This window comes from Blautia sp. NSJ-175 (genome assembly GCF_022867815.1).
Taxonomy (GTDB): domain Bacteria; phylum Bacillota; class Clostridia; order Lachnospirales; family Lachnospiraceae; genus Blautia; species Blautia celeris.
In genome coordinates this window covers 1-20,638 of sequence record NZ_JALIFQ010000012.1, presented here as the reverse complement: position 1 = coordinate 20,638, position 20,638 = coordinate 1, and the positions used below count along the sequence as shown (strand labels likewise).

The 20,638-nt window shown below is 42.2% G+C and carries 22 protein-coding genes; all 22 read left to right on the top strand.

Going from position 1 to position 20,638, the window contains the following annotated elements; translation table 11 throughout:
* Positions 1-187 precede the first annotated feature (187 nt).
* A complete protein-coding gene (locus tag MUB35_RS18265) occupies positions 188-718 on the top strand; it encodes an aminoglycoside 6-adenylyltransferase (RefSeq protein WP_244806582.1) in 531 nt (176 codons plus the stop codon).
* Positions 719-734: 16 nt separating this feature from the next.
* On the top strand, positions 735-1,457 hold the full coding sequence (locus tag MUB35_RS18260) for a YobA family protein (RefSeq protein WP_244806581.1): 723 nt from the start codon (positions 735-737) through the stop codon (positions 1,455-1,457).
* Between the two features lie 56 nt (positions 1,458-1,513).
* Complete coding sequence (locus MUB35_RS18255) at positions 1,514-1,780, top strand: DUF1905 domain-containing protein (RefSeq protein WP_033142759.1); 267 nt, start codon at positions 1,514-1,516, stop codon at positions 1,778-1,780.
* A 189-nt stretch (positions 1,781-1,969) separates the two neighbouring features.
* A complete protein-coding gene (locus MUB35_RS18250; RefSeq protein ID WP_244806580.1) occupies positions 1,970-3,055 on the top strand; it encodes a hypothetical protein in 1,086 nt (361 codons plus the stop codon).
* Positions 3,056-3,342: 287 nt separating this feature from the next.
* Positions 3,343-6,396: an SrtB-anchored collagen-binding adhesin gene (locus tag MUB35_RS18245; protein ID WP_244783574.1), complete on the top strand. Its 3,054-nt coding sequence runs from the start codon at positions 3,343-3,345 to the stop codon at positions 6,394-6,396.
* Between the two features lie 234 nt (positions 6,397-6,630).
* Positions 6,631-6,957, top strand: coding sequence for a YdcP family protein (locus tag MUB35_RS18240; RefSeq protein ID WP_005339720.1), 327 nt, complete (start codon positions 6,631-6,633; stop codon positions 6,955-6,957).
* Between the two features lie 15 nt (positions 6,958-6,972).
* Positions 6,973-7,356, top strand: a complete 384-nt coding sequence (locus tag MUB35_RS18235) for a YdcP family protein (protein WP_008787611.1) — start codon at positions 6,973-6,975, stop codon at positions 7,354-7,356.
* Between the two features lie 116 nt (positions 7,357-7,472).
* Positions 7,473-8,114, top strand: coding sequence for a DUF3796 domain-containing protein (locus MUB35_RS18230; protein WP_017143883.1), 642 nt, complete (start codon positions 7,473-7,475; stop codon positions 8,112-8,114).
* 3 nt (positions 8,115-8,117) lie between these two features.
* On the top strand, positions 8,118-8,321 hold the full coding sequence (locus tag MUB35_RS18225) for a helix-turn-helix transcriptional regulator (protein ID WP_008787613.1): 204 nt from the start codon (positions 8,118-8,120) through the stop codon (positions 8,319-8,321).
* Positions 8,322-8,389: 68 nt separating this feature from the next.
* Positions 8,390-9,784, top strand: a complete 1,395-nt coding sequence (locus MUB35_RS18220) for an FtsK/SpoIIIE domain-containing protein (protein WP_008787614.1) — start codon at positions 8,390-8,392, stop codon at positions 9,782-9,784.
* A gap of 183 nt (positions 9,785-9,967) precedes the next feature.
* On the top strand, positions 9,968-11,164 hold the full coding sequence (gene mobT / locus MUB35_RS18215) for a MobT family relaxase (RefSeq protein ID WP_008787615.1): 1,197 nt from the start codon (positions 9,968-9,970) through the stop codon (positions 11,162-11,164).
* 12 nt (positions 11,165-11,176) lie between these two features.
* Complete coding sequence (locus tag MUB35_RS18210) at positions 11,177-11,311, top strand: DUF3789 domain-containing protein (RefSeq protein WP_017143882.1); 135 nt, start codon at positions 11,177-11,179, stop codon at positions 11,309-11,311.
* Positions 11,312-11,533, top strand: a complete 222-nt coding sequence (locus MUB35_RS18205; RefSeq protein ID WP_002323342.1) for a hypothetical protein — start codon at positions 11,312-11,314, stop codon at positions 11,531-11,533.
* 89 nt (positions 11,534-11,622) lie between these two features.
* Positions 11,623-12,243, top strand: coding sequence for a hypothetical protein (locus tag MUB35_RS18200; RefSeq protein ID WP_008787617.1), 621 nt, complete (start codon positions 11,623-11,625; stop codon positions 12,241-12,243).
* A 109-nt stretch (positions 12,244-12,352) separates the two neighbouring features.
* On the top strand, positions 12,353-12,649 hold the full coding sequence (locus tag MUB35_RS18195; RefSeq protein ID WP_008787618.1) for a hypothetical protein: 297 nt from the start codon (positions 12,353-12,355) through the stop codon (positions 12,647-12,649).
* Positions 12,568-13,071 carry an antirestriction protein ArdA gene (locus MUB35_RS18190; protein ID WP_008787619.1) on the top strand — a complete coding sequence of 168 codons (504 nt, stop codon included), beginning with the start codon at positions 12,568-12,570 and terminating at the stop codon, positions 13,069-13,071. Before MUB35_RS18195 ends, MUB35_RS18190 begins: the two co-directional genes overlap by 82 nt.
* Positions 13,072-13,088: 17 nt before the next feature.
* Positions 13,089-13,592, top strand: coding sequence for an antirestriction protein ArdA (locus MUB35_RS18185; protein ID WP_002323345.1), 504 nt, complete (start codon positions 13,089-13,091; stop codon positions 13,590-13,592).
* Positions 13,593-13,708: 116 nt separating this feature from the next.
* The gene (locus tag MUB35_RS18180; protein ID WP_009243016.1) at positions 13,709-14,107 is read left to right on the top strand and encodes a conjugal transfer protein; all 399 of its coding nucleotides are present in this window, start codon (positions 13,709-13,711) and stop codon (positions 14,105-14,107) included.
* Positions 14,085-16,535 carry an ATP-binding protein gene (locus MUB35_RS18175; RefSeq protein ID WP_008787620.1) on the top strand — a complete coding sequence of 817 codons (2,451 nt, stop codon included), beginning with the start codon at positions 14,085-14,087 and terminating at the stop codon, positions 16,533-16,535. The genes MUB35_RS18180 and MUB35_RS18175 overlap by 23 nt, the downstream gene beginning before the upstream one ends.
* Positions 16,535-18,739, top strand: a complete 2,205-nt coding sequence (locus MUB35_RS18170) for a CD3337/EF1877 family mobilome membrane protein (protein WP_008787621.1) — start codon at positions 16,535-16,537, stop codon at positions 18,737-18,739. The genes MUB35_RS18175 and MUB35_RS18170 overlap by 1 nt, the downstream gene beginning before the upstream one ends.
* Positions 18,736-19,743: a C40 family peptidase gene (locus MUB35_RS18165; RefSeq protein WP_244806579.1), complete on the top strand. Its 1,008-nt coding sequence runs from the start codon at positions 18,736-18,738 to the stop codon at positions 19,741-19,743. The genes MUB35_RS18170 and MUB35_RS18165 overlap by 4 nt, the downstream gene beginning before the upstream one ends.
* A gap of 17 nt (positions 19,744-19,760) precedes the next feature.
* On the top strand, positions 19,761-20,638 hold an 878-nt coding region (locus MUB35_RS18160; RefSeq protein ID WP_244806578.1), incomplete at its 3' end, for a conjugal transfer protein.

The window sequence follows — 20,638 nt, the reverse complement described above, 5'->3', positions numbered from 1 at the left end:
ACACACAATTTTTGGACCTTTCATCCGTTTTTTGTACAGACAGTTTATTTTGATGAGTGAACTGTAAACATAGACATAATATGATCTATCATACGGAGTTAAAGCGTTTGACAAATATTATGGGGTACTCTACACTGGTTATAATATTTGGCAGCAGGTTCAGGTGTTGTGATTATTTATCGGAGGGATGGAACAGGATTTTTCCTGTTCTTATCTATGGCTTATGCTGTTTGAGGATGGTATCCGTATGGATTTGAGTATAAAGACGCCTGCGTGTGCCATGGAAGATTATCTGTCGGATACGCTTTGTATTAAGCTTTTGGATAAGGATGGTCTGCTTCCGGAGATACCGGAGTCGAATGACAGCCGGTATCATGTCAGAAAACCATCAAAGGCGCAGTATGAGAGCTGCTGTAATGAGTTTTTTGGGTGTCTTAACAACGTGGCGAAGGGGATAGTACGTGATCAGATGCCTTATGCATGGAGGATGTATCATCAGGTGGTTCATGTTGAGCTTGAAAAAATGGCTGAGTGGTATATTGCGGCGGAGCATGATTATTCTGATCTGCGGCGGGCGATTTTTGCCGGCTGTGATTTGTTCCGCAGCCTGGCGGTGAAAGTGGGTACGCACCTGGGGTATGTTTATAATGAAAATGATGAGAAGGGTATGATGCGGTATGTGTTTCTGGGTAATGTTTATTTATCTGTAAATGAGTGATACGGGGGAATTGGGTATGAAGAATTTTTTAAAAGGTGTTATGATACTGTTGTTTGTTTTACTTATCTTTTGGGCAGGATATACGGTAGGAACGAATCGTATGGATCAGGGGGATTTTGGTGATTCCGCTGCTTTTTATGCTGAGATACTGGAAATAGACGGCAGATCCATGCTGGTATCAGGGCTGAAGGAAAATGATGTGAATTACAGAGGCGAGTTTAGTTTTCAGGTTACCGCTGACACAAAGATAGAATGGCATCATACGGATATAGCCTTGACCGAACTGATGCCCGGACAGCATGTATCCATTACCTTTTCAGGAGGAGTTCAGGAAAGTTATCCTGCGCAGATACAGGATGTGAGCAGGATCATTCTGCTGGATGATGCAAATCCTTTGAGGGATAAGGCGGAGATCTCATCCGTAAAGAATTATTACATGAATGCAGAGGAGCTGGGAAAAACAGAGCAGAGTCTTCCCTGTCTGACACTTCTGGATAAGGAGAATTTTGTTTTTTCGTATGATGTCCTCAGTTCCTATATTCCCATGGGAACATATGAGATCACAGATGGGGAACTGATTGCGACGGATAAAGAAAAAGGGAGCCGGTATGTCTTTGAGGTAGTAGATGAAAATACATTGAAATTTATACAGGAGAAGTCCGCGGATGTATCTCTCACAGAGGAGAATGCGGGAGCCGTAATTACAGACGGGGCATTATTTGAACGGAAGCAAGTATGAGTATTTCTTCTGTTGGCCGGCAGGCTATATTTTAGGAAATCAGGAGGGAATGAGGCATGAATACAAGAATATATGAATTTGAGGCGGTTATAAAAAAGGTGCCGGATATAGATGGCGCATATATTGAATTTCCTTTTGATGTACGGGAAGAGTTCGGAAAAGGAAGAGTGAAAGTCCATGCAACCTTTGATGGTGAGCCGTATGACGGAAGCCTGGTGCGGATGAAAACACCAGGCCATATTATAGGAGTAAGGAAAGATATCAGGCAGAAAACAGGGAAGCAGCCGGGGGACAGGATTAAGGTTACCATACAGGAGAGATAAATGGAGAAGAACCATATGATCAGCAGGCCCGGTGTTTGGAAAATAGGACTGAAATTCATAAGCGGCTGCAAATGGTGTGCGCAATTATATTGCGTGAAATATTTGAATATGATAAAATACCTCCAACTATATTTCAGATATATTTTTAGAGCTGTGATTTAGAAGTGCTGCTATCATGGGAGGCATAAAATGCAGGTGAATTTAGAAATGATATATACCAGGATGCAGGAAGAAGCCGTTGCTGCATTTTCTTTTTATTGTGGAAACCGTACAATTACCGGTGCAGGTATATTTCCGGAGGATAATGAGATCGCCCGGGAATCCGGACATCTCCTTGTTGGAACATTGGAAGAACTGCTGGAATTAGATGGAAGGGAAAAATTAGAAGGCATCAGCGTGATCGCTGTGGATACACAGCATATTTTCCAGCAGCAGTCCGGTCCTGCTTCCTATCGAAATGCCTGCAGCAAACTGGACAGAATGAGTGAATACCTTGACTATCTGATTGTACAGGGTGGAAATGTAAGAGAATGGATATCAAAGGCTAATCGGATTATAGAGCGCTATCAGGAACAGAATCAGAATTTGATGCTATCTGTTATCCGGGAAGAACCTTTGAGTGAAATACTGGGTATCTGCAGTGAAATCATGGATAATCCTGTGATTTTATACGATTCCGGAATGAATGTCATTGCGGTTGGTGGGAATTGTGAAAAGCTGATAGAAGATTCCGAATGGAGGGAAACTCTGGAAAAGGGATACCTGAGTGAACACTTTATTAAAAATTTTAAAGAGAGCGGCGGGCTGCGCTCTGCGGGGACTACGCACAGGACAGCATATATAAATCCCGGAAACGGAGGACTTCCAAGTATCTGCTGTAACCTGTATCATGAGGATGAAAAATTTGCAGTATTTGCAGTCGTTGAGACGGATATAAAACTTCTGCCTGTTCACAGTATTCTGCTTGAATATTTAAAGGAATTGATTTATCGGAGAGTATTCAGCGAAAACAGACAGCATAAGGAAAAATACAGTCAGTTGAAAAATATGCTGACGGGCAGGCTTCAGGGACAGAGCCTGGAACCGGGAGCGCTGAACTATTCCTTGAAACAGCAAAGATGGGGGAGAGAAGATGGCTTTTACCTCCTGAAAGTACAGATGTCAAAAGAGGATGTGGCAACAGATATGCAGCTTTATGTGATAAATCTGATTGAGAAAGTCCTGAAAGGATGCATACCACTGCAGCTTGGCAGTGATTTGTACTTTATATTTTAATAAAAAACACAATAAAAATCTGATTATCCGCTAAAACACAGTATCTATCAGCATTTTCAAGAAAACAAACACATCAATTTACTACTTATTTACTACTAAAGAATGAGCCTTGATACGCAAGTTTTCTTAGATATGCAAAGATATGGTACAGCACATCCGTATTGAAACAACAAAAAATTGAATATTTCATAGACTATGGAACGCCTAAAATGACGTTCCTTTTCTATTTCCAGCCGTTCTTATTGGACGGCTATTTTATTACCTAAAATGAAAGGAGCATTAGATTTATGAAAAAGACATGGAAACGATTGTGTACGGGCTTCTTAGCTCTTGCAACTGTCGTTACTGCTTTACCGACTACACCCGTCCATGCAGAAAGTAAGCAATACTGGACGGAAAGTGCAGAGCGTGTCGGTATCATTGAAAAAGTAATGAATGACGGTTCTATCGGTTCGACATTCAATGAGGGTTATATGAAAGTCGAGGGCGAAACTGCCTATTGTATCGACATCAATACAGATTTTAAGAATGGCTACAAGACCAGAGCTGACGCAAGCTCACGCATGAGTGCCGACCAGATTTCAGATGTGGCGTTATCCTTAGAGTATGTCAAACAGTATGGCGAAACTCACAAGGAATTGAACTACAAGCAAGTCTATCTGTTGGAACAATGTGTGGTCTGGCAGAGATTGAGCGTACATCTTGGCTGGCAATGCGACAACGTGCGAGCTTCTTATGATGAAATTCCAAAAGCTACGCAGGACGAAGTTTTCTCTGGTGCAAAAGCCTTTGTTAAAGAAAACAAAGGACGCTATGAATGTGGCGGTTATATCTACTCTGGCGAGGGGCAGGAATTGGGGCAATTCTGGGCGAAATTAAATGTCGGAAATGCGAAACTGCAAAAGACTTCCAGTAATACCAGTATTACAGACGGTAACGGGAATTACTCTGTCGCTGGTGCGACCTATGGTGTCTTTTCTGATAAGGACTGCACGAAACAGCTTGCCACCCTTACGACTGATGAAAACGGAAATACAGATGTTGTAGAGGTAAAGGCTGGCACAGTTTATATCAAGGAACTTTCTGCACCAGCAGGATATAAAGTAGATAAAACTGTATATTCCTTAAAGGTTGAAGCTGGAAAGACAGCGACCTTGAAAGTATCAGATATACCAAAAGTAACGGACACTTTGATTGAGCTTTTCAAGATTGATATGGAAACACAGAAAGACAATCCGCAGGGGAACGCTTCTCTAGCAGGTGCGGAATTTACATGGAAGTATTATGCTGGCTTCTATAACAAAGACAATCTCCCTGCCGAAGCTACTCGTACATGGGTTACAAAGACAATCGCCGAAACAGACAGCGACGGGACAACCCATTACATCACAAAATTAGGGGACGCTTACAAGGTATCTGGCGACAGTTTCTATATGCAGGACGGCAAAGCGGTTCTTCCTTTAGGAACACTAACCGTTGAGGAAACAAAAGCTCCAAACGGTTACTTGCTTGATGGTGCATATATGCAGGCTGGCGATAAGTCCGAACAGATTAAGGGCTTATATGTAACACAGATTACCGAGGACGGCGACCTTGCCGTATTATCTGGAAGTAACCAGTTTTCCGTATCAGATAAGATTATCCGTGGCGGTGTGAAAATTCAGAAACGAGATTTAGAAACGGGCGATACGAAGCCACAAGGAAGTGCCACTTTGAAAGATACTGCCTTTGACATCATTTCCTTAAATGATAATTCTGTTTTGGTTGAGGGCAAGCTATACAAGAAAAATGAAGTGGTAAAAACAATCCATACAGACCTTGAGGGTGTCGCTTCTACTTCTTCTGACCTTTTACCTTATGGAAACTTCCGTATCGTTGAAAGTGAAGCTCCCGACGGTTACTTAACTGACGGTGTAAAACCGATTGATTTTACAATCACAGAAAATGGAAAAATCGTGGACTTAACCGACGAATCTCATTCTATCTACAATCAGATTAAGCGTGGGAATATTGAGGGCGTAAAAATCGGTGCAGGCACACACAAGCGTCTTGCTGATGTTCCGTTTCGGATCACAAGCAAGACGACGGGAGAAAGTCATGTTGTAGTAACTGATGATAACGGGCAATTCTCCACTTCTGCTGACTGGGCTTCTCATAAGCACAATACCAACGCAGGCAAGACCAGCGAGGACGGTGTGTGGTTTGGAACTTCTGAACCAGACGACAGCAAGGGTGCATTGCCTTATGATACTTACATCATTGAAGAAATGAAATGCGACAGCAACAAAGGTTTTAAACTTATCCCACCTTTTGAAATCGTGGTATCAAGAAATAACCTTGTGATTGATTTAGGGACTTTGACTGATGAATACGAAAAAGAAATCTCTATCCATACCACAGCGACCAGCAAGGACGGCGAAAAGACAATCCTTGCAGGAAAAGAGGTTACAATCGTTGATACTGTCAAATTAGACGGACTTACCAAAGGCACAAAATATCAGCTCAAAGGCTGGCAGATGTTAAAGGAAGAAAACGCCGAGCTTGTCATTGACGGGAAACGTGTAGAAAACGATTATACCTTTATCGCTGATGATGAAGAAATGAAAGTGGAAATTTCTTATACATTCAATGCGTCTGCTTTAGGTGGCAAGAACCTTGTTACCTTTGAAGAATTGTATGATTTGAGCAATCCAAAAGAACCTGTAAAAGTTGCGGAACACAAAGACATTGAGGACGACGGGCAGACGGTACTTATTACAGAACGTATCATCAAAATTCATACGACTGCTACGGATAAGGACGGCAACAAAGAACTTGAAGCTGGAAAAGAGGTAACAATCATTGATACCGTAACCTTAGAGGGCTTAGAAGTCGGTACACAGTACAAACTTGTAGGCTGGCAGATGTTGAAAGAAGAAAATGCAGAGCTTCTTATCGACGGAAAACGTGTGGAAAGTGATTATACATTTACCGCTGACAGCGAAACTATGAAAGTGGAAGTTGCCTTTACCTTTGACGCTACTTCTCTTGATGGCAAACAGCTTGTAACTTTTGAAGAATTGTACGATTTAAGCAATCCAGACGAGCCGAAGAAAGTTACCGAGCATAAAGACATTGAGGACGAGGGACAGACGATTACCTTTAAGGAAAAACCAGAAGTCCCAGAAGAACCAGAGAAACCCGAAACACCGCCGACACCAGAGAAGCCACACCGACCTAGCGACAGTCCCAAAACGGGCGATAACACAAACCTTTACGGACTGCTTGCACTTCTTTTAACTTCTGGTGCTGGGCTGGCAGGTATCTTCTTCTACAAACGCCGTAAAATGAAGAAATCATAAGGCGGTAACGGTATGAGGAAAGAAAAATCACGCTCTCCGCCGAAGCTGTCAAACGGCAGACTTCCGCTTATTCTGGCTTGTCTGCTACTTACCTGCAAGAACACGGATAGTCAAGGGTGCGTAAGCATTGATTTTACCCTTTACTATCGGTGGGATTGCTGGTACTTCCCAAACCGCCAGAATAAGAAATCACAATCAATTTATCAAAAATAGAAAGAAACGAGGTAAAACAATATGGAAATGAAATATGTCGTGCCAGATATGGCACAGTCTTTTGGAACTCTTGAATTTGCAGGCGAAAGTGAGCCAGTCTTTGAAAGAGATAAAAATAACCGCAGGGTCTTAGCCAGACGAAGCTATAACCTTTATTCTGACGTACAAAAAGGCGAAAATGTTGTGGTGGAAATTCCCGTGCAGGCTGGCGAAAAGAAGTTCAAGTATGAACAGAAAGTAAAACTTGTCAATCCGAAGTTATACGGCAGAGGTTACGCAATCGGGGATATGGGACATACCGATTATGTGTTAGTTGCTGATGATATTGTAGCAGTTGAAGAAAAGTAAAGGAGTGAAGAATTTATGAGATTATCAAACGGGTTTGTTATTGACAAAGAGAAAACATTTGGAGAATTAAAATTTACAGCGGTGCGTGATGTGTTCTTACAGAATGAGGACGGGACACCGAGTACCCAGCTTAAAAAGCGTATCTATGATTTGAAGTGCAGTCTGCATGGTGGAATTATCCCCGTGTCCGTACCGCCAGAAGTACCGTTAAGGGAATTTCCGTACAATGCAGTTGTGGAGCTTGTCAATCCCGTAGCCGATACGGTATCAAGAAAGACTTATACGGGTGCAGATGTGGACTGGTATGTAAAGGCAGAGGATATTGTATTGAAGAATAAAGGCAACCAGAACGCAGGCAGTCCACAGAACCCTACAACGCAGGGACAGCCGAAGAAATAAAAGTGATGTATTTGTCTTAATTTTGATTGACCAATTTTGATTGACACAAACAATGCGGAGTGATATATTTATCTCATAAAGATACAAAAACATCTCATTTGAAAGGAGAGATAAATATGTCAAAGAAACAAATTAAAAAAATTATTTTTATGGGGGTAGGGTGTGCTTTATTGCTTATTGTTGGTACAATCTACTCCCTATTATACAATAATGGACGCTGGGTCAAAAATATGGATATGTCGGAATATGTATTTTCTTACAAGGATATTCCTATGTTAGTAATTGGAGCTTTAATAGCACTATATGCTATCTATATAGTAATTATCTGCTTTAAAAATGTCTTTTCAAAAAACAGCAGGGAAAAACGATATTCAAGAACAATTTCTCCTTACTGGGGATTTTGTGGAATGTTTGGTTTTCTGGGGTTTGGCGGATTTTGGACATACTATAAATTTGGAGAAATATTTCCTTTTGCTTTTTTCATATTTTTTGGTTTTTTCAGTTTTTTCTTTGAAGGTAAACTTTCTCATATCTTAGAAGATGAGCTTTTTCAAGAAAATAAACGTAAGGCACAATTAGAAGCTTACAAGATAGGTTTTAAACTATTATTTGTAGTTATCTGGCTTATGGCAATAGGTATGTTTTCCCGTAATGTTGAGTGGTGTGCAATGTTTATGCTGATTTCTGTTTCACTTATCTATGCTCTTGTTCTTTTTCTTAGCAACTATTTATTATATCGTTATGAAAAAAGGGAATAAATTATGGAAGCAAAGTTTGTATGTAATTTAAAAAAATATCGTGTAGCACAAGAATTAACACAAGAACAACTCGCTGACATTGTAGGTGTTCGTCGTGAAACTATTATGAGATTAGAAAAAGCACAATATAATCCGTCACTTAAATTGGCAATAGATATTTCAAGAGCTGTAAAAGCTCCGATAGAAGATATATTTATTTTTGAATAAAGACAGTTTAAAGCAGTTAGTCTTAGGATTGACTGCTTTTTTCGTACACAGAAAGGAGAGATTGTTTTATGCGTAAGATTTGGAATAAAGGACACCGTATCAGAGCCAGCGACAAGCACCTTGTTTACCACTTTTCCATAGGAACGCTTCTGTTTGTATTCGTGGCGGTTCTCCTGCTACTGAATAGTAAACAGCTCATGCGTACCGATTGGGAGCATTTCAGCTTGTTAGAGAACGGCTTGACGCTTTGCCCTTACAACTTCATAACTATACTGATAGCGACTGGTGTTTGTGCATTGGTCGCTTTTGGGTATTACCGCTTCTGTTACGACAGTTTCAAGAAGCTCCTGCACCGTCAAAAGCTGGCAAGAATGGTACTGGAAAACAAGTGGTATGAAGCCGATACCGTACAAGACAGCGGTTTTTTTACTGACCTGCAAAGCAGATCAAGGGAAAAAATCGTCTGGTTTCCAAAGATTTATTATCAAATGGAAAAAGGCTTGCTTCATATCCGCTGTGAAATCACGCTGGGAAAATATCAAGACCAGCTTTTACGGTTAGAGGATAAGCTGGAAAGTGGCTTGTATTGCGAGCTGACTGACAAGACCCTGCATGACGGCTATATTGAATATACCCTGCTTTATGATATGATAGCGAACCGCATTACCATTGATGAAGTACGGGCAGAAAATGGCTGTCTTAGACTGATGAAAAATCTTGTCTGGGAATATGACGCACTCCCTCACGCTCTGATTGCTGGTGGGACTGGTGGCGGTAAAACCTATTTTCTGCTGACGCTCATTGAAGCCTTACTGCATACAAACGCTGTCCTTTACATTTTAGACCCAAAGAACAGCGACCTTGCGGACTTGGGAACAGTCATGCCAAACGTCTACCATACTAAAGAAGAAATGATAGATTGCGTCAATGCCTTTTATGAGGGCATGGTACGACGAAGCGAGGAAATGAAACGACACCCGAACTATAAGACGGGCGAAAACTACGCCTATCTTGGACTGCCTCCCTGCTTTCTTATCTTTGATGAATATGTGGCATTTTTTGAAATGCTGGGGACGAAAGAAAGCGTGGGCTTACTTAGCCAGTTAAAGAAAATCGTTATGTTAGGACGACAAGCAGGTTATTTCCTTATCGTTGCCTGCCAGCGTCCAGACGCAAAGTATTTCTCGGACGGTATCAGAGATAACTTCAATTTCCGTGTGGGACTTGGGCGTATCAGCGAATTAGGTTACGGTATGCTGTTCGGTTCAGATGTGAAAAAGCAATTTTTCCAGAAGCGTATCAAGGGGCGTGGCTATTGTGATGTGGGAACAAGTGTTATCAGTGAATTTTACACGCCTTTAGTCCCGAAAGGACATGATTTTTTACAGACTATCTGCTCTCTTGCACAAGCAAGGAAGGACGGGACGGCGACGTGCGAAGCGAAAGGCGACGGCACGGACTAGCCGTTGCTGGTGTGGCGTAAGCCACGCCAGCAGGTAAAACCCCTCGGTATCTAACAGAGGGGTACGTTTGCAAATAGACAATAGACGAAAAACACAGGAAACATAAGGCTTATCGCATGGTTTCCTAGCAAAAATCGGCTGTGAAGTCGCCTTAAAAAACTTCACACTTGACAGATTGGGGGTATGGTTCTGAATGAAGAACAATGGATAAAAGAATTACGGGAAAAACGGATTGCTTACGGTATCTCACAAGGCAGGCTGGCGGTGGCGTCTGGTATCACAAGAGAATATCTCAACAAGATAGAAAGCGGAAAAATGAAGCCGTCAAAGGAACTTCTGAATACTCTGCATAAAGAACTGGCAAAGTTCAATCCAGAAGCACCGCTTACCATGCTGTTTGATTATGTGAAAATTCGTTTTCCCACGCTGGATATACAGCACATCATCAAAGATATATTAAAACTGAATATCAACTATATGCTCCATGAAAATTACGGGCGTTACAGTTATACGGAGCATTACTCTTTAGGGGACATCTTTATCTATACGTCGGCTGACGAAGAAAAAGGTGTCCTTTTAGAGTTAAAGGGGCGTGGTTGCAGGCAGTTTGAAAGTTACCTGCTGGCACAGCAAAGAAGCTGGTATGACTTTCTTATGGACGCACTTATAGACGGTGGCGTGATGAAGCGTATCGACCTTGCTATCAACGACCATACGGGCATTTTGGATATTCCAGAGCTTGCGGAAAAATGCAGGAAACGGGAATATATCGGAAAGTCCAGAAGCTATAAGTTTTACCAGTCGGGCGAGCTTATCAAGCACAGAGAGGACGACAGAGAATATATGGGGCGTACCCTTTATCTTGGGTCGCTGAAATCAGATGTGTATTTCTGTATCTATGAAAAGGACTATGAGCAGTACGTCAAGTTAGGGACACCTCTGGAAGAAGCCGACATTATCAACCGTTTTGAAATACGGCTTCGCAATGAACGAGCCTATTATGCGGTACGAGATTTACTGACCTATTATGACGCAGAACAGACCGCTTTTTCTATCATCAATCAGTATGTGCGGTTTGTTGATGAAGAACCCGACAAGCGAAAAAATGACTGGAAGCTCAATGACCGCTGGGCTTGGTTTATCGGCGATAACAGACAGAGCTTGAAGCTGACGACAAAACCAGAGCCTTACACCTTAGACCGCACATTGCGGTGGGTACAACGGCAGGTAGCACCGACCTTAAAAATGCTGAAAAAGATTGATAAGGGAAACGGTACAGACTACATGGAAACAATCGAACAGCAGGCAAAGCTCACAGAAAAGCATGAAATGATAATCAAACAGCAGACGACCCCTGCAAAAGATTTAGTAGAAAGTTAGGAGTGATAAAAAATGTGGGTATTATTAAAAGACTTCCTGCTGGTATCTATGGGAATGGGTATCGGCGTAGTCTTGATGTGTATTTTGAATGTCGGCAAAGAAGCTGACTATGAAATGGAACAATTAAAAGAAAGCGAGGACAATTAAATGAATTTCGGACAAAATTTATATCAATGGTTTTTATCAAACGCACAGAGCTTAGTGCTTATGGCGATTGTGGTTATCGGTATCTACTTAGGGTTCAAGCGTGAGTTTTCAAAGCTCATTGGCTTCTTGGTAGTTGCCTTGATTGCTGTCGGCTTGGTATTCAATGCCGGCGGTGTGAAAGATGTACTGTTAGAGCTGTTCAACAAGATTATCGGTGCATAAAATTTTATTGTAGTGCTAATATGTGAGTGATATAATATGGATATGAAGAAAACGACAAATATGAATTTGAACTTAGGAGGAAAACTATTGTGTCAAATATAAAACTAAGAAATACATATAAGTCTTATACAGCGATATTTGTAATTGGTATATTAGTAGGGTGTATATGTAGACTGTTAGATTATTTTCCCGCAGATACACTATGGAGTTTTTCATCACCTCAAACATTGTTTGGTTTTTGGATTATTACCAATACTATCATCGTTATGTTAAGCACCTCAAATATTTGTGCAGGAATTAGTTCGTTCTTGTATATGTTTGGAATGACATTAAGTTTTTATGCTTTACAAGCAATATTAGGAATGTTTATACCTATGTTTTCCGGCGGATTCCGCTTTGGGCTATTCATATTGTTTACTGTTTGGTCAATCGCTTGTGCAATAGCAGCATTTATTCTGTACTATTGGAATAGGGAACATATTTTTAGTTCAGTATTATATTCTTTACCAGTAGGAGCATTATTTGCTGAAACAATAGCAGTTTTTATTTATTTTTTGGAACATCAAACATTCCTATTTCAGTTGTTAATGGATATTATAGGAGCTGTTGTGTTTACCATAATATTTTTCAAAAAAGTAAACTATAGAAAAATGTATATTGTCGGAATTGTATTAAGTACTTTGGTATTTTATTATATTTTTCCATGGTAGTTTATATTGATAAATCCCAGTTTGACAATTTCATATCCATACACACAAAGCAGTTAGTCTTAGGATTGACTGCTTTTTTCTTACCTAAATTTTAGATTGGAGTGATGAAATGAGCGATATTTTTAAGGATATGCAGACGAAAGTCGGCTGTGATTATATTTCCGACCTGCCCTCTTACAAGCGTAAGGTGTGGCAGGAAATGAAACGACTGAACCCTGCCGATTATGAAGAAAGACAGTTAGAAGATTTTTCTAAATATGTGTTTGGTATGTCGTACCAGACCTTACAAGATGTGATGAAACAACAGAAAGGACGTGAGGAACAATGCAGGAAACAAGGGTGCTGGTGGAAACGAAAGGAACAACTGGCGAAGAAACAACATCATACTGGTTTGACCTGCCGATAGATGTTGCAGAGTTTGAAGAAAAGTTAGGTGTCGGTGCAGAAAGTGGGGATTACCGCATTATCGAAAAGGTACTGCCCTTTGCTGATGAAGTCCACGAACATACAAGCGTGTACCAGCTCAACGAATTAGATTTTATGTACCGCCAGCTTTCAAGCGATATGCAGGAAGAATATGTATCACTTCTTACCGTGTATGAAAATTTAGAAGCACTTTATATTTGCAGGAACGTGATTACGGTTTATCCCGACTGCAAAAGCATGATAGATGTTGCAAGGCAAAAGCTGATGAACGACCCGACATTTAAGCATTTATCCGAGGACTGTCAAGAATATTACTTTGACTTTGAAGCCTACGCTTCTCACTTGCAGGAACACGGGAAATTTTTAGTAACAGAACACGGTATCTTTGAACTGCCAGAGTAGGAAATGAGGTGGTGCTTATGATTGATGATATGGCGGTTTACATTGCTAATCTTGGCAAATACAATGAGGGCTATTTAGTCGGTGCTTGGTTCACGTTCCCCATTGACGAGGAAGATGTGAAAGAAAAAATCGGCTTGAATGAACAGTATGAGGAATACGCTATCCATGATACCGACAACTTCCCCATTGCGATTGGCGAGTATGTTTCCATTGAAGAACTCAATGAGATGTATGAAATGATAGAGGAACTTCCCGACTATATTGTAGAGTGTCTGGACGAATTTATCAGCCACTACGGGACGCTGGAAGAAGTCGTGGAACACAAGGACGATATTTATTATTATCCCGACTGTGAAACTATGACAGACGTTGCCTATTACTACATAGACGAATTGCAGGCACTTGGGGACATTCCACCCAGCTTACAGAATTACATTGACTATGAAGCCTACGGGCGAGATTTGGATATGGGCGGTTGCTTTATTGAAACAAGCCGAGGTATGTGCGAGATACCATATTAACGCTGGAAGATCAGCGACAAGCATTGTTGTTACTGACAGCGTATTTCTCTTTAAGGGACAGTCTGAAAATGGCTGTCCTTTTCTATTTAGAAACTTACGAAAGGAGCTGAAAGAACTTGAAAAAGATTAAATCTTATACGGGTATCTGGAACGTGGAAAAAGTCTTGTATGCAATCAATGACTTTAACTTACCCTTTCCCGTTACCTTTACACAGATTACATGGTTTGTGATTACGGAATTTCTCATTATTCTGTTTGGGGATATTCCCCCACTTTCCATGATTGAGGGAGCATTTCTCAAATACTTTGGTATTCCCGTTGCTCTCACATGGTTTATGTCGCAGAAAACCTTTGACGGAAAGAAGCCGTACAGCTTTTTGAAATCACAGATAACCTATGCCCTGCGACCGAAAATCACTTATGCAGGAAAAGCCGTAAAACTGCATAAGCAGATACTCAATGAAACAATCACGGCAGTAAGGAGTGTGAACTATGTTCCCGATAAAATATATTGACAATAACCTTGTCTGGAATAAGGACAATGAGGTGTTTGCTTATTATGAGCTGATACCATACAACTATTCTTTCCTATCCGCAGAGCAGAAATTTATCGTGCATGACAGTTTCCGACAGCTTATCGCACAGTCCCGTGAGGGAAAAATTCATGCGTTGCAGATTGCAACGGAAAGCTCAATACGAAGTATGCAGGAGCAGTCAAAGAAGCTGGTTACGGGGAAATTAAAGGAAGTTGCCTGCCAGAAGATAGACGAACAGACCGAAGCGTTAGTATCAATGATTGGGGACAATCAAGTGGACTACCGCTTTTTTCTTGGCTTTAAGCTCATGGTTACGGAAGAACAGCTCAATCTGAAGAACATCAAAAAATCGGCGTGGCTGACATTCAAGGAATTTCTCCATGAAGTGAACCACACGCTGATGAATGACTTTGTTTCCATGCCGAATGATGAAATCAACCGTTATATGAAAATGGAAAAGTTGCTGGAAAATAAAATCTCCCGTCGCTTTAAGGTGCGTCGCTTGGAAATCCATGATTTTGGGTATCTCATGGAACATCTTTACGGCAGGGACGGTATCGCCTATGAAGATTATGAGTACCAGCTACCAAAGAAGAAATTACAGAAAGAAACGCTGATAAAATACTACGACCTTATCCGTCCGACAAGGTGTGTGATTGAGGAAAGCCAGCGGTATTTGCGATTGGAACATGAGGACAGGGAAAGCTATGTGTCCTACTTTACCGTCAATGCGATTGTTGGCGAGCTTGATTTTCCGTCGTCTGAAATCTTCTATTTCCAGCAACAGCAATTCACATTCCCCGTTGATACTTCTATGAATGTAGAAATCGTGGAGAACCGTAAAGCATTAACAACCGTCCGCAACAAGAAAAAGGAATTGAAAGACCTTGACAATCACGCTTATCAAGCAGGAAGTGAAACAAGCTCAAATGTGGTGGACGCATTAGACAGCGTGGATGAGCTGGAAACGGACTTAGACCAGACAAAAGAAAGTATGTATAAGCTCTCTTATGTAGTGCGTGTATCGGCTGATGATTTGGACGAATTAAAACGCCGTTGTGATGAAGTCAAAGATTTTTACGACGACCTCAATGTAAAGCTGGTGCGTCCTGCTGGGGATATGCTGGGGCTTCATTCTGAATTTCTTCCTGCCAGCAAGCGATATATCAATGACTACGTGCAGTATGTAAAATCAGATTTCTTGGCAGGTCTTGGTTTTGGTGCGACCCAGCAGTTAGGGGAAACTACGGGTATCTATATGGGCTATTCCGTTGATACGGGAAGAAATGTGTACCTGCAACCGTCGTTAGCTTCGCAGGGTGTAAAAGGTACAGTAACAAACGCTCTTGCTTCTGCTTTTGTCGGTTCGCTTGGCGGTGGAAAGTCATTCTGCAACAATCTTCTGGTATATTATGCGGTGCTGTTTGGCGGTCAAGCAGTCATTTTAGACCCCAAAGCTGAGAGGGGCAACTGGAAAGAAACGCTCCCAGAAATCGCCCATGAAATCAATATCGTAAACCTTACCAGCGACAAGGACAATGCAGGACTTCTTGACCCGTTCGTGATTATGAAGAATGTAAAAGACGCTGAAAGTCTGGCAATCGACATCTTAACATTCCTTACGGGTATTTCCTCTAGGGACGGCGAAAAATTCCCTGTACTTCGTAAGGCGGTACGCTCCGTTACCCAGAGCGACAGTCGGGGCTTGCTCCATGTGATAGACGAGCTACGCCGTGAAGATACACCCATATCAAGAAATATCGCAGAACATATCGACAGCTTCACGGACTACGACTTTGCACACCTGCTGTTTTCAGACGGTACGGTGGAAAATGCAATCAGTCTGGATAACCAACTCAATATCATTCAAGTAGCGGACTTAGTATTACCAGATAAGGATACAACATTTGAGGAATACACGACCATTGAATTATTGTCGGTGTCTATGCTGATTGTGATTAGTACCTTTGCCCTTGATTTTATCCATTCAGACAGAAGCATTTTTAAGATTGTAGACCTTGACGAAGCGTGGGCGTTCTTAAATGTGGCACAAGGCGAAACTTTATCAAATAAGCTGGTGCGTGCTGGACGAGCTATGCAGGCAGGCGTCTATTTTGTTACACAATCTTCTGGCGACGTGTCAAAGGAAAGTCTGAAAAACAATATCGGCTTGAAGTTTGCCTTTCGTTCTACTGACATCAACGAGATAAAGCAGACCTTAGAATTTTTCGGTATCGACAAGGACGACGAGAACAACCAGAAACGCTTGCGTGATTTGGAGAACGGACAATGCTTATTGCAGGACTTATACGGGCGTGTCGGTGTGGTGCAGATACACCCAGTCTTTGAAGAACTGCTACACGCCTTTGATACCAGACCGCCCGTACAGAGAAATGAGGTGGAGTGATGAAAGAAAGGATAAAAGGTGCGTTCACAAAAAGGAAGATACTTCACTTTCTCAAAATGGCTCTGTTTGTCGTGGCACTCTCCCTTATCCTGCTCTCACTTCTGGGGACGGTGGCTCATGCGACGGGGCTTGTGGACGATACCATAAACGCAGAAAATCTTTACTCAAAATATCCGCTGTCGAATTACCAGCTTGATTTTTATGTGGATAATAGCTGGTCGTGGTTGCCATGGAACTGGCTGGACGGTATCGGAAAATCGGTGCAGTACGGACTTTACTGCATTACCAATTTTGTCTGGACGATAAGCCTTTATTTAAGCAATGCTACGGGCTATGTGGTGCAGGAAGCATACAAACTTGATTTTATTAACGATATGGCAGACAGTATCGGACAAAGCATACAGACCCTTGCAGGCGTTACCGAGAACGGCTTTTCTTCTACGGGCTTCTATGTCGGTTTCCTGCTTCTCATTATCTTAATAGTGGGACTTTATGTTGCCTATACGGGACTTATCAAACGCGAAACCAGCAAGGCACTTCACGCTGTTATTAACTTTGTGGTGGTGTTCGTGTTGTCCGCTTCCTTTATTGCCTACGCTCCCGATTACATCAAGAAGATAAATGAATTTTCATCAGACATCAGTACCGCTTCTTTGGACTTGGGAACAAAAATCATGCTCCCTAACTCTGACAGCGAGGGCAAGGACAGCGTGGACTTGATACGGGACAGCTTGTTTTCCATTCAAGTGGAACAGCCGTGGCTCTTGCTTCAATTTGGTAACAGCAACGCAGAGGAAATCGGGACAGACCGTGTAGAAGCTCTGGTATCAGTAAGTCCAGAGGACGAGGACGGCAAGACCAGAGAGGAAGTCGTGAAAACAGAAATCGAGGACAATGACAACAACAATCTGACGATACCGCAGGTCGTAAACCGTTTAGGTATGGTGTTCTTCCTGCTATTCTTTAACTTAGGTATCACGATATTTGTATTCTTGCTTACGGGTATGATGTTGTTCAGCCAGATACTCTTTATTATCTTTGCAATGTTTTTACCTATCAGCTTTCTACTTTCCATGATACCGAGCTATGAAAGCATGGCAAAGCAGGCAATCGTGAGGGTATTTAATACCATAATGACACGGGCAGGAATAACGCTCATTGTAACGGTGGCGTTCAGCATTTCCAGTATGTTTTATAACATCTCCACAGACTACCCGTTCTTTATGGTGGCGTTCTTGCAGATAGTGTGTTTTGCTGGTATCTATATGAAACTGGGCGACTTAATGAGTATGTTCTCACTTAATGCTGGCGACAGTCAAAACATGGGACGAAGAATTTTCCGCAGACCGTATCTGTTTATGCGACATAGGGCTAGGCGTATGGAACACCGTATTGCAAGGGCGGTAAGTGCTGGCGGTATTTCGGGTGGTGTGGCTGGTGCGGTAGCTGGAAGTGCCGTTGCTGGCAAGAGAGCCGAAAGAAAAAATACGGCTTCTAAAGAAAATCGGGGCAATACCACTTCCAGCATGGGACAGCGTGCAGGCTCAAAGGTGGGTGCTGTCTTAGATACGAAAAATAAAGTGAAAGACAAGGCTAACGCTGTCAAAGAGAATATCAAGGATATGCCGACACAGACCGCTTATGCGGTGTATTCCGCAAAGGAAAAGGCAAAGTCCAGCGTATCAGACTTCAAGCGTGGCATGGTGCAGGAACAGCAGTCCAGACAGACGGGACGCTTGGAAAAGCAGGAACAGCATAGACAGAATATCGCTGACAAACGTATGGAGCTTCAAAAGGCACAAGAAGCAAGACAAAGAAAGACGGACGGATCAGCGACAACGGGAGCTACCCGTCCCCATGAGCGACCAGCCACAGCTTCAACCATTCCAAAGCCGAGTGCGGAAAAAATGCAGGAAGTGAAACGTCCTGCCACAGCGACCACTTCAAAAGCAAGTGAACCAGTCAAGACAAATGTTGTGAAAGAGCGTCCGTTATCTTCTGGTGCTTCTGATAAGAAAGCGACCCAGCCTGCACAGCCAGTACATAGGCAGAATGTAGAAAAAGTAGTATCGCAGGAAACACGCCAGAATTACAAAGCAGAGCGTACTACAAAGAAACAGACCTTTGAACAATCAAAGCGTACAACGGAACATACCGAAAAGAACCGTAACCTTGTAACGAAGAAAGGACAGAAGAAAAAATGAAACTGAAACATATCGCTCTTATTGGCAGTCTGTTTCCTATCCTCTTTTCCATAGTCCTTTTCTTTGGTGTCCTCATTAGTGCGGACAGCGACGACGAGAACAGCAACTTTTCTTCTGGCATTACGGGTATGAATTTATCCGCAGAAGTCTTGAAACATCAGCCTATGGTGGAAAAATACGCCAGAGAAAACGGTATCTCCGAGTATGTCAACGTGCTACTGGCTATCATTCAAGTAGAAAGTGGCGGTACGGCAGAAGATGTTATGCAGAGTTCAGAAAGTCTTGGTTTACCGCCCAACTCTTTAGATACGGAAAGCTCAATCAAGCAGGGGTGTAAGTATTTTGCGTCCCTGCTTTCTTCCTGTAAAAATCAAGGTATCGACGATTTGAATGTAGCGATACAGTCCTATAACTATGGCGGTGGTTATGTGGGATATGTGGCAGGAAAAGGAAAGAAACACACCTTTAACCTTGCAGAGAGCTTCGCCCGTGAGAAATCGGGTGGAAAGAAAGTAACCTACACCAACCCGATAGCCGTTGCGAAGAACGGGGGTTGGCGGTATCAGCATGGCAATCAATTTTACGTCGAATTAGTCAATCAGTATTTAACTGTTCCGCAGGTATCGGGAGAGCTGGCACAAAAGGTCATGAATGAAGCGTTAAAATATCAAGGCTGGAAATATGTGTATGGCGGTAGCAATCCCAACACTTCTTTTGACTGTTCGGGACTGACGCAATGGTGCTATGGAAAAGCTGGTATCTCCTTACCGAGAACCGCACAAGCACAGTATGACGCAACCCAACATCTTCCACTTTCGCAGGCAAAGGCTGGGGACTTGGTATTTTTCCATTCTACCTATAACGCTGGAAGTTATGTAACACACGTCGGTATTCTTGTTTCGCCGACACAGATGTACCACGCAGGCGACCCGATAGGATATGCAGACCTAAGTAGTAGTTACTGGCAACAGCACTTAATCGGTGCAGGACGAGTAAAACAATAGAAAGTGAGGATTTCATCATGTTTAGAAAGAATAAGAAACAGACAGAAACTATCAAAGAACCCAAAGAAAAAAAGGTGCGTACTTTCAAGGTAGGCACACATAAAAAATCCGTGATTGCATTGTGGGTGGTGCTTATCGCAAGCGTGAGCTTTGGGGCGTATAAGAATTTTACGGCTATCGACCAGCACACGACCCATGAAAAAGAAATCATAGAGCTTCGCTTGCAGGACACCAACGGGATAGAAAATTTTGTGAAGAACTTTGCAAAGCCCTACTACACATGGAGTAACAGCAAAGAAGCGATTGAAGCAAGGACGCAGGCAATCAGCGGTTATCTGACAAAGGAATTGCAGGACTTGAATGTGGATACCATTAGAACCGATATACCGACCAGCTCCACAGTTACAGATGTGATTGTATGGAGTATTGAACAGTCGGGAACGGACACTTTTTCTGCTACCTACGAAGTGGATCAGCAGATAAAAGAGGGAGAACAGACAAGCAATGTGAAAGCAACCTATACCGTAAAAGTCCATGTAGACGCTGACGGGGATATGGTAATCGTTCAGAACCCTACCCTTGCACCAGCAATCGAGAAATCAGATTATGAGCCTAAGACACCAGAAGCAAATGCAAGTGTAGACGCTGATACCGTCAATGACGCTACTGCATTTCTTGAAACATTCTTTAAGCTGTACCCGACAGCCACAGAAAAAGAGCTTGCCTACTATGTATCGGGAAATGTGCTTGAGCCTATCGGCAGGGACTACATTTATGCTGAACTGGTAAACCCTATCTTTACAAAGGACGGGGACAATGTGAAAGTCAAAGTTGCTGTGAAATTCCTTGATAATCAGACAAAGGCTACACAAATATCGCAGTATGAACTTGTGCT

What these genes read in the sequence shown, in the direction of transcription:
- MUB35_RS18265 (WP_244806582.1), top strand. Translation starts at nt 188, where the DNA reads ATGGAACAGGATTTTTCCTGTTCTTATCTATGGCTTATGCTGTTTGAG.
- MUB35_RS18260 (WP_244806581.1), top strand. Translation starts at nt 735, where the DNA reads ATGAAGAATTTTTTAAAAGGTGTTATGATACTGTTGTTTGTTTTACTT.
- MUB35_RS18255 (WP_033142759.1), top strand. Translation starts at nt 1,514, where the DNA reads ATGAATACAAGAATATATGAATTTGAGGCGGTTATAAAAAAGGTGCCG.
- MUB35_RS18250 (WP_244806580.1), top strand. Translation starts at nt 1,970, where the DNA reads ATGCAGGTGAATTTAGAAATGATATATACCAGGATGCAGGAAGAAGCC.
- MUB35_RS18245 (WP_244783574.1), top strand. Translation starts at nt 3,343, where the DNA reads ATGAAAAAGACATGGAAACGATTGTGTACGGGCTTCTTAGCTCTTGCA.
- MUB35_RS18240 (WP_005339720.1), top strand. Translation starts at nt 6,631, where the DNA reads ATGGAAATGAAATATGTCGTGCCAGATATGGCACAGTCTTTTGGAACT.
- MUB35_RS18235 (WP_008787611.1), top strand. Translation starts at nt 6,973, where the DNA reads ATGAGATTATCAAACGGGTTTGTTATTGACAAAGAGAAAACATTTGGA.
- MUB35_RS18230 (WP_017143883.1), top strand. Translation starts at nt 7,473, where the DNA reads ATGTCAAAGAAACAAATTAAAAAAATTATTTTTATGGGGGTAGGGTGT.
- MUB35_RS18225 (WP_008787613.1), top strand. Translation starts at nt 8,118, where the DNA reads ATGGAAGCAAAGTTTGTATGTAATTTAAAAAAATATCGTGTAGCACAA.
- MUB35_RS18220 (WP_008787614.1), top strand. Translation starts at nt 8,390, where the DNA reads ATGCGTAAGATTTGGAATAAAGGACACCGTATCAGAGCCAGCGACAAG.
- mobT (WP_008787615.1), top strand. Translation starts at nt 9,968, where the DNA reads ATGGTTCTGAATGAAGAACAATGGATAAAAGAATTACGGGAAAAACGG.
- MUB35_RS18210 (WP_017143882.1), top strand. Translation starts at nt 11,177, where the DNA reads ATGTGGGTATTATTAAAAGACTTCCTGCTGGTATCTATGGGAATGGGT.
- MUB35_RS18205 (WP_002323342.1), top strand. Translation starts at nt 11,312, where the DNA reads ATGAATTTCGGACAAAATTTATATCAATGGTTTTTATCAAACGCACAG.
- MUB35_RS18195 (WP_008787618.1), top strand. Translation starts at nt 12,353, where the DNA reads ATGAGCGATATTTTTAAGGATATGCAGACGAAAGTCGGCTGTGATTAT.
- MUB35_RS18190 (WP_008787619.1), top strand. Translation starts at nt 12,568, where the DNA reads ATGCAGGAAACAAGGGTGCTGGTGGAAACGAAAGGAACAACTGGCGAA.
- MUB35_RS18185 (WP_002323345.1), top strand. Translation starts at nt 13,089, where the DNA reads ATGATTGATGATATGGCGGTTTACATTGCTAATCTTGGCAAATACAAT.
- MUB35_RS18175 (WP_008787620.1), top strand. Translation starts at nt 14,085, where the DNA reads ATGTTCCCGATAAAATATATTGACAATAACCTTGTCTGGAATAAGGAC.
- MUB35_RS18170 (WP_008787621.1), top strand. Translation starts at nt 16,535, where the DNA reads ATGAAAGAAAGGATAAAAGGTGCGTTCACAAAAAGGAAGATACTTCAC.
- MUB35_RS18165 (WP_244806579.1), top strand. Translation starts at nt 18,736, where the DNA reads ATGAAACTGAAACATATCGCTCTTATTGGCAGTCTGTTTCCTATCCTC.